This window comes from Allocoleopsis sp. (genome assembly GCF_036703385.1).
Lineage (GTDB): Bacteria > Cyanobacteriota > Cyanobacteriia > Cyanobacteriales > Coleofasciculaceae > Allocoleopsis.
The window spans coordinates 1-7,763 of record NZ_DATNPA010000698.1; the positions used below are offsets into that span (position 1 = coordinate 1).

Below are 7,763 nucleotides of genomic sequence, written 5' to 3' on the forward strand. Positions count from 1 at the left end.
GTCATACTCGGCTAGTACAATCGACGCACCGCCAAAGGTATCCGTCTCAATCACATCCGCGCCAACTTCCAGGAAGCCTCGGTGTACTTTCTCAACCGCTTCTGGCTTGGTTACGACCAGGTACTCGTTACAGCCTTCGTAGTGCGCCCCCCCAAAGTCTTCTGCTGTTAGGTTTTGCGTCTGAAGGGAGCTTCCCATCGCACCATCGAAGACGATGACAGGGCGTTCCGGGCTATGGAGGCGAGTCAGGAAGGGGCTGTTCATGGACGGCTTCTAAATAAGGATTTGAGATAGGCTGTGGATGATTAGCTTAATCTATATTTGCAAAAATTATAGAGTTTGGGAGCATAAAAGACGATGAACGCACAAACAGCAACTCCATCTACCTTTCCCCAAGAGTCAGCTCCCGCAGAAGCAAGAGTCGTTTTGAGAGGCGTTAGCTGGCAAACCTTCAAGGCATTAATGGCGGATATCGGAGAAGACCGCGCTTGTAGAATTGCCTATGACCAAGGAATATTAGAAATTAGGGTTCCATACGAACAACACGAAGAACCCAAAATATTAATATCCAGCTTTGTGGAAGCTTTAGCCGATGAGCTAGAAATCGAGATTAGACAATTGGGTGCTCTGACTCTGGAACGGGAAGATCTAACTCGTGCTGTAGAACCTGATACTTGTTTCTATATTCAAAATGAATCGCAAGTCAGAGGCAAGGAAATTAAGTTACCCAATGTTCCACCCCCCGATTTAGTTGTGGAGTCAGATTACACTCATTCTTCTTTAAACAAATTTAATATTTATGCTTCTCTGGGGGTTCCTGAACTTTGGAGATATCGCAAGCAGAGTTTACAGGTTTATCAATTGGTAGAGGGAGAATACCAGCTAACGGATAAAAGTTTGGCTTTTCCTTTTATACCTATTGCAGAAGTTCCAGGTTTTATCGAACAAAGTAAAATCATCGGGCAGAGAGCAGCAGTGCGTTTATTTCGGGCAAGAATTAGAGACCTTTTGCCCTAAGTCAATAAATTTTGCTAATAGGCGCAAACAAACACTAACTGTGAGCCAAACCATCTCCAAGCAAACGGTGAGCAGTAAATTCTTGATTTTTGGCATATACATGTTTTTCCAGTTGGCGCTTCTGATCACTAGAATCGCATTATTCCAACCCAGAACTTAATATGGGTAGTCAGCGTCATTGTCTACAATCCCTACTTTCCATCGGGACAAGCGCATATTTGTGAGGTTTACTGATGACCAACGAAGAATTGCTCGAAATTATTGAAAAAGCCGCCAAAGACGAAGTAACATCCCTTGACCTCCACAAACATCAACTGACGGTATTACCAAAAGAACTCGGCAATCTCACCAATCTGACCCGACTCTCTCTCTACGGCAACGAACTTGAAGCCCTGCCCCCACAAATTCTCCAACTCACCCGTCTCAAAGAGCTAGACCTCAGCGGCAATCAACTGACGGCGTTGCCAGAAGAAATTCGCAATCTCACTAATCTGACCAATCTAGCTCTCGATAACAATAAACTGACTGTACTGCCAACAGAAATTGGCAATCTTACTAATCTGACCGGCCTATCCATCGACAGCAATCAACTCATAGCACTTCCCGAAGAAATTTGCAATCTCACAAACCTAACCCGGCTATCTTTTGACAGCAATAGACTAACGGTACTCCCGAAAGGAATTGGGAATCTCACCAATCTGAGCCGACTATCCTGCGAAAGTAATGAATTGACAACACTGCCAACAGAAATTGGCAATCTTATCAATTTGACAGGTTTATCCCTCGACGATAATCAACTAACACAACTGCCAACAGAAATTGGCAATCTCACCAATCTGACTCGACTATCCCTCGATAACAATAAATTGACGGCACTGCCAGAAACTATTGGCAATCTCGTCTCTCTAAAACAGTTATCTCTCGATAATAATAAACTGAAAGCACTCCCGAAAGAAATGGGTAATCTCACCAATTTAACTGTTTTAGCGATCGACGGCAATGAACTGACGGCACTACCAGAAGCAATTGGCAATCTTACAAATCTGGCAACTTTATCCCTCTACAACAATAAATTAACAGTATTACCCAAAGAAATTGGTAATCTTTGTAATCTATCCAAGCTATCCCTCTATAACAATAAACTAACAGCATTGCCCAAAGAAATTGGTAATCTTTCTAATTTGACGAGCCTATCGCTCGACAACAATCCCCTAGCTTCGCCAGCGTCTGAGATAGTTCAGCAAGGAACACAGGCTATTTTGGCCTACTTTAAGGACTAATTGTAGGAGTGGGAGCATCTCGCTCCCAGATTTCGACAAGAAGCAAAATGTCCGCGCAACGAACTGCCACAAATGGATAGTTATTTCGGAATTATTACGTCATCTACAACTTAAGAATCAGTAAGGTAAAGGCTTGTGCGATATTTCATATAAATTAAGCCATTCTCGTTGCGATAGTTATACAACTCTGTTAATCCAGCTATCAATTGCTGCTGTGCTTCTCCTTCTCGTGGGATGTATGAAACACTCATTGCACGACCAATGAGTCCATCTAGATCTAACTCTTGTTGATAGGAGAAGGTGTGGCAACGGACATCCGGGAAAAGTGGACTTGCCAGTAGGGCGTCTACTGACACAAGGCGCGACTCAGCAGGATGATTATGGGATGCTATTTGAACTAAGCGTGTATAGTTTTGCGTGAATTCGTCATCTTTGTCGCGATCGTTCCACACCACCGCCAGCCGTCCCGATCGCTTCAGAATACGGTGAAATTCTATTAGGGTGGGTTCGGGGTCAAACCAATGGAACGCTTGGAAGCAAGTCACCAAATCGACGGATGCATCGGGTAGGTTGGTTGCTTCTGCCGTGCCATCACGGAACTCGACGAATGGGTGAGGTGTTCCCGCTTCTCTCATGGCGGCATTGGGCTCGATCGCAAAAACCCGTACTCCCCGTTGCGCCAAGAGACGCGAGGAGATTCCTGTACCTGCACCCATATCTGCGGCTACCAGTTGCGAAGGATTTCCCAACCCTGCCAAGATAGTTGCGATCGCGTCCTCTGGATAGCTGGGCCGATACTTCGCATAGTCCTCTGCTCGGTCAGAAAATCGACTCAGCGGGTTCATGGTGTGTAGCGGCGTTGTCTCAGCATTCGTTTCAGTCACAAGCATCACCCACTTATTCTGTTTTACTGTCAAGGTAGCAAAAAAGCATCTCTTGAGCAGTGGAAAAGAACGACTCTCATGGCTTTTGGGCACAAAGAAAAGATGAAAATCCCTTTTTCCTACTCCCTACTCCCCAGTCCCTATTTTCAGATTAGCTAGAAGGATGAGGCACTCGGATGAGCTGATTCGCCTTGGGTGAGGAGATTTTAATCGTTGCTCCGTCAGGCCAGCGAATTTCAATTTGTTTAATAACTGGATTCTCACCCAGGCCGAAATGTGCGACAGGCTCCATTTGGCACAGATAACCGCTACCCGCATCAATCACTCGTTTTTGGGTTCGTTCTTCCCCAACTAAGGTAACACTCGCTCCCCGTGCAGGTGCGCCTCGCTCCGTTAAGGGGAGTACCCTAAGCCATGCATTATTATTCTCTGGTGAGGTATATAAGCTGATGGGTTGAACGGCAGCTTCTCCATGAGTGATGAAAAGTTCAAGTTTACCATCCTCATCTAAATCGCCCACAGCCGCACCGGTTCCCGCTCCGTCCGGTTCCCAAGCATCCCCTGTATCGATCGCTTTCCAAGTCCCATCCCGATACGCAAACAGACGATTGGGTTCACCAATATTATTGAAGAATAACTCCTCATAACCATCATTATCAAAATCGGCGGCAATTACCGTTCGGATGGGAGAAGGGATTGCCATATCGGGGGGGGCAACGTCTTTAAAGTGTCCCGGTACTCCTTGTAAATACATCCGGTGCGGCCCTAGCCAATTGCCGTAAACCAGATCAAACCGACCATCTCCATCCGCATCCAACGCCACTAAACCGCGACCATTTTCATCAGGGTCATCGATACCTGCGATTTCGGCAATCTCCTTAAAGGTACCATCCCCTTGGTTGCAAAACAAAAAGTTCCGTCCGTGTTCATTGACGGCAAAAATATCCATGTGATTGGACACCAAGGGGAGGGAAATGACTGAGCGTCCACCTGTGGTTAAGTCCAGTCCCGCTTCTGCTGCAACATCCAGCAAACGACCCTTGTCATTCAGTTCATACAGCCGCATTGGGCCGCCGTAATTAGCGACAAAGAAGCCGTATTGTCCAGTTCCCTTGCGGTCTACGCATATAACGGAACGACCAGCCGTGAGATTGAGAGCATCTCGGTTTTTGGGTAAAGAAAATAGATCTACCCATTTACCCTTGGGGTAATCAAATAAGCGATCGCCAAACTGCTTTCGCCCAGCCAACGTATCTGTATTGAGGACATAGATTTCTTCTCGTCCATCGCCATCTATATCACCCGCTGCAACAGCGATCGCTCGGCGTCCAACATCGGCTAGGGTTTCATCGGCAATGTTGACAAACCCCTCGCCATTGTACTTCAGTACCAGATTCGGACCATTAAACCCTGCAACAAATAATTCAAACGAGCCGTCTCCATCGACATCCGTTACAGCAATGCCATAATTCATCTGAGTAGGGTTATCCAGCAAGAATTTGCTCTTGTTCGTAAACATCTTGGCTGCTTATTTAGGTTCTTTCTCCGATCTTGCACCATTCTCAAGTCGGTAACAGAACCTCCTCGCAGTTTTAACTCCAGACAAAGCGATTGGATAGGGGATGAATATAACTCTAAAAGTTCCCGATACCTAGTTTATGATCAAAAAAAAAATAGCCATAAAAGCAGATTGAAATCTTGGTAAATTCAGCATTTATTCCTATAGAATAGAACCTTATCGCTTAGACAAGAAGCTGAAGATAGTTTCTTGGCGGGTAATGCAATTAGTCAAAATTCAAATTAATATTAATACCCAAGAGACTAAGAGCATTTACACAATTTTTACCTGTGTGTTATTGAATGGTGATTTAGGAAGATTAACTCAAGTTGTATTTAGCAGCAGGTAGGAACTTAATTCCCTGACGGTCTTCGGAAAAATGAATCAACCCGGCCCCTTTGTAAGGTAGGTTCCGGGGCTCAATGTATAGGTGCTAGAGCCCTGAAATGGTATAAACCCAAGCCCTAATTCAATTACCCTAACCCTTGTATCGTTTTCTTTTCGCTCGATGCCGCAGTGTTTGTGCCAGTATTTTCGCTTCCCGTTCTGCCTTAAATAAATCCAAAGTTCGTGATGCTAGAACAAACGACCCGGAGGATTTTTGTTGCACGATTGGGAGATGCACCGCCTGGTACTTACAAATGTCTGCTGCCGCACTCGTCTTTTCCTGCATTGCCTGGAGCGCTTTCCAATCTTGGTTTACTTCAGACGCGATCGCTTTAAACTCAAATACCGCCGCCTCTAACTCTGCTGACAGCTGATTGATACGTTCTGCTTGATGTTTCAGCTCTCCCAATCCCTGAACTGTCCGCTGCCTTAATCCGTGCGGAGGCAAACTAGCTGGGAAAGACAAAAGCGATTTTTGGGGAACATTAGTTTGTTGTGGCAATGGTTTTACGGCTACTGCCTCTAACACCTTCTTTTTAAATACAGGATGCCGATTCAGTTGAATGCACTTAGTCCGAACGAGTTGAATTCCGGCTTGTAGTTCTTTCATGGCGAGAAAGCGGGTACCTGGCTAACATACTTAGTACACTTGTACTATAAATTGACCGAAATAGCAAAGGAGTTCCCATTTCCTCATCTCCCCCTTGCTCTGGGAAGCTAGGGGGGTCAACAATGAAAGAGAAACGCAGCTTATAAACCGATGGCGCTTACCCCCTCGACCATGTTGCCTTTGGACACCAAAGCCCCAAACTTCCAGTTGTCAGATGTGGTATCTGGTCAAACAATATCCTTGGATACCTTTGCGGGTAAGCAGGCATTATTAGTCATGTTTATTTGCCGACACTGTCCCTTCGTGAAGCACGTTCAGTCAGAACTGGCGCAAATTGGCAAAGACTATACTGATTCCGATGTGGCGATTGTGGCAATTAGTGCGAACGATGCCGCAAATTACCCAAGTGACGCACCCGACAAGCTCAAGGAAATGTCAGCTGAACTGGGATTTACCTTTCCGTTTTGCCATGACGAAACCCAGGAAACGGCTAAAGCTTATACCGCTGCTTGTACCCCAGACTTCTTTCTCTTCGATGCCAATCACCAGTTAGTCTACCGAGGACAACTAGATGACAGCCGTCCCAGTAACAATAAACCTGTTACGGGTAAAGATTTACGCTCCGCCCTGGATGCTGTATTGGCCTCTCAACCCGTTAACTCTGAGCAAAAGCCCAGTATTGGCTGCAATATCAAGTGGAAGCCAGGAAATGAACCCGCTTATTAAAGGAGGAAGTATAGGGTTCCTTTTTGTATCCTTTACTCTTTAGCTTTCAGTTGACGAGTTCTCTGCCCGTTTCGAGGTTTAGATGACCTTAATTTAATGTTAAGTTTGTAGCGCACAGCTTCATGAACAACTTTGTAAGAAGCATCAATACCATACTCCTCTTTTAACCAGTTCTTAACAGCTCCATAGCTTTTAAATTGGTCTGAATTTTCCAATTGTTGTCGCAATTGCTCCATTACGGCTTGTGGAATCGCAGGTTTTCTGCCCTGACCTTTCCTGATAACAAGCATTCCTTCCAATCCATCGCTCTTATACTGGTGGAGCCAACGATAGAGGGTTGCTGTGTCTCTGCCAAGAACGACAGCTAAGTCTTTTAAGGTTTGGGTTTTGTTAATTTTTAGCAGGTACAAGGCCAGAATTCGTTCTTTGCCTCTTGCCGTTGTTTGTTTACCTAATAAGGTTTTAAGCTGTTGGGCAGTTTGTGTAATGTTTATTTTGAAAACCCCAGACATGGATCGTACTTTTTATGCGTCGAATACTTTTAATATCAATTATTCATCAAACCAGTGAAACATCAGCAATTACAGGCAATTTCCCAATAGACTAGACTTAAAAATTTTCTCATCCTAGCACTACCCTTTGAAAACAAAAAAGGAACAGGTAAAAAAGGAAAAACGAAGACAACGTTTATAGACAGGATTGTCACAGTTGTCTTCTTTACAACGATGGTTGATTGGAGTAAGTGTAGCGCTCTACCCACAGATACCGGACTGGAGAGATTACGGCAAGCAGCGATCGCATGAAAAGGCAGTGCTGTAGCCAATCGCGCCTAATAATGCGATTGCAGCACTCCACGCCCAAAACCCAACCAATCAGAATACAGAATTTACGGTTCCAGGACGAACCGCATTCGGTAAGCCAATCACGTTAAGCTGGTCAAAATTGAAAACCCAAGCGACTAAATAGGTCTGGGCAACCGAGCCCCATCATAACTAGCGCTCCCAAGCCAATTTTCCACTTTCGTGGCGTTGCCATCTCAAGATAGCTTGATCAGTTTTGTGTTGCACCCAATGTAACAGATATTAACCTGTGTTGTGTTACTTCGCGACATCCAGAGGTGTTGGATTTATGATTATTTGGATGACTCTGTTAAGGTTAAAGGCAACAATGAGCCAGTCGTGATTTCTAAGCTAAGCATTGTGTCAAATAACCACGCACTAATCTAACACCGATGCTCGTTCCGACGAGCCTTGGTCGCTAACACTGATGCTAAGTGTGGGCGATCGTGCTGTTGCACGATC

The 7,763-nt window shown here is 45.1% G+C and carries 8 protein-coding genes; 3 read left to right on the forward strand and 5 right to left on the reverse strand.

Annotated features, from left to right (window positions below; all coding sequences use genetic code 11):
* The coding region (locus V6C93_RS32815; RefSeq protein ID WP_333480884.1) for a homocysteine S-methyltransferase family protein at positions 1-264 on the reverse strand (264 nt) is incomplete at its 3' end.
* Between the two features lie 93 nt (positions 265-357).
* Between V6C93_RS32815 and V6C93_RS32820 the strand changes: the two genes are divergently transcribed.
* Both V6C93_RS32820 and V6C93_RS32825 read left to right on the forward strand, forming a co-directional pair.
* Positions 358-1,017 carry a Uma2 family endonuclease gene (locus tag V6C93_RS32820; RefSeq protein WP_333480885.1) on the forward strand — a complete coding sequence of 220 codons (660 nt, stop codon included), beginning with the start codon at positions 358-360 and terminating at the stop codon, positions 1,015-1,017.
* Positions 1,018-1,250: 233 nt separating this feature from the next.
* The gene (locus V6C93_RS32825; RefSeq protein WP_333480886.1) at positions 1,251-2,297 is read left to right on the forward strand and encodes a leucine-rich repeat domain-containing protein; all 1,047 of its coding nucleotides are present in this window, start codon (positions 1,251-1,253) and stop codon (positions 2,295-2,297) included.
* 110 nt (positions 2,298-2,407) lie between these two features.
* Here V6C93_RS32825 and V6C93_RS32830 read toward each other — a convergent pair whose 3' ends face one another.
* The 3 genes from V6C93_RS32830 to V6C93_RS32840 all read right to left on the reverse strand — a co-directional run bounded on the left by V6C93_RS32830 (position 2,408) and on the right by V6C93_RS32840 (position 5,736).
* Entirely contained in the window at positions 2,408-3,187 is a 780-nt protein-coding gene (locus V6C93_RS32830; RefSeq protein WP_333480887.1) for a class I SAM-dependent methyltransferase, read from the reverse strand.
* A gap of 145 nt (positions 3,188-3,332) precedes the next feature.
* Entirely contained in the window at positions 3,333-4,700 is a 1,368-nt protein-coding gene (locus V6C93_RS32835; protein WP_349262913.1) for a CRTAC1 family protein, read from the reverse strand.
* Positions 4,701-5,217: 517 nt separating this feature from the next.
* On the reverse strand, positions 5,218-5,736 hold the full coding sequence (locus V6C93_RS32840) for a hypothetical protein (RefSeq protein ID WP_333480889.1): 519 nt from the start codon (positions 5,734-5,736) through the stop codon (positions 5,218-5,220).
* 150 nt (positions 5,737-5,886) lie between these two features.
* Between V6C93_RS32840 and V6C93_RS32845 the strand changes: the two genes are divergently transcribed.
* Positions 5,887-6,462, forward strand: coding sequence for a thioredoxin family protein (locus tag V6C93_RS32845; protein WP_333480890.1), 576 nt, complete (start codon positions 5,887-5,889; stop codon positions 6,460-6,462).
* A gap of 32 nt (positions 6,463-6,494) precedes the next feature.
* Here the strand turns inward: V6C93_RS32845 and V6C93_RS32850 are convergent, their stop codons facing one another.
* The gene (locus tag V6C93_RS32850) at positions 6,495-6,974 is read right to left on the reverse strand and encodes a helix-turn-helix domain-containing protein (RefSeq protein WP_333480891.1); all 480 of its coding nucleotides are present in this window, start codon (positions 6,972-6,974) and stop codon (positions 6,495-6,497) included.
* Between the last annotated feature and the right edge of the window lie 789 nt (positions 6,975-7,763).

What these genes read in the sequence shown, in the direction of transcription:
- V6C93_RS32850 (WP_333480891.1), bottom strand. Translation starts at nt 6,974, where the DNA reads ATGTCTGGGGTTTTCAAAATAAACATTACACAAACTGCCCAACAGCTT.
- V6C93_RS32845 (WP_333480890.1), top strand. Translation starts at nt 5,887, where the DNA reads ATGGCGCTTACCCCCTCGACCATGTTGCCTTTGGACACCAAAGCCCCA.
- V6C93_RS32830 (WP_333480887.1), bottom strand. Translation starts at nt 3,187, where the DNA reads ATGCTTGTGACTGAAACGAATGCTGAGACAACGCCGCTACACACCATG.
- V6C93_RS32835 (WP_349262913.1), bottom strand. Translation starts at nt 4,700, where the DNA reads ATGTTTACGAACAAGAGCAAATTCTTGCTGGATAACCCTACTCAGATG.
- V6C93_RS32825 (WP_333480886.1), top strand. Translation starts at nt 1,251, where the DNA reads ATGACCAACGAAGAATTGCTCGAAATTATTGAAAAAGCCGCCAAAGAC.
- V6C93_RS32820 (WP_333480885.1), top strand. Translation starts at nt 358, where the DNA reads ATGAACGCACAAACAGCAACTCCATCTACCTTTCCCCAAGAGTCAGCT.
- V6C93_RS32840 (WP_333480889.1), bottom strand. Translation starts at nt 5,736, where the DNA reads ATGAAAGAACTACAAGCCGGAATTCAACTCGTTCGGACTAAGTGCATT.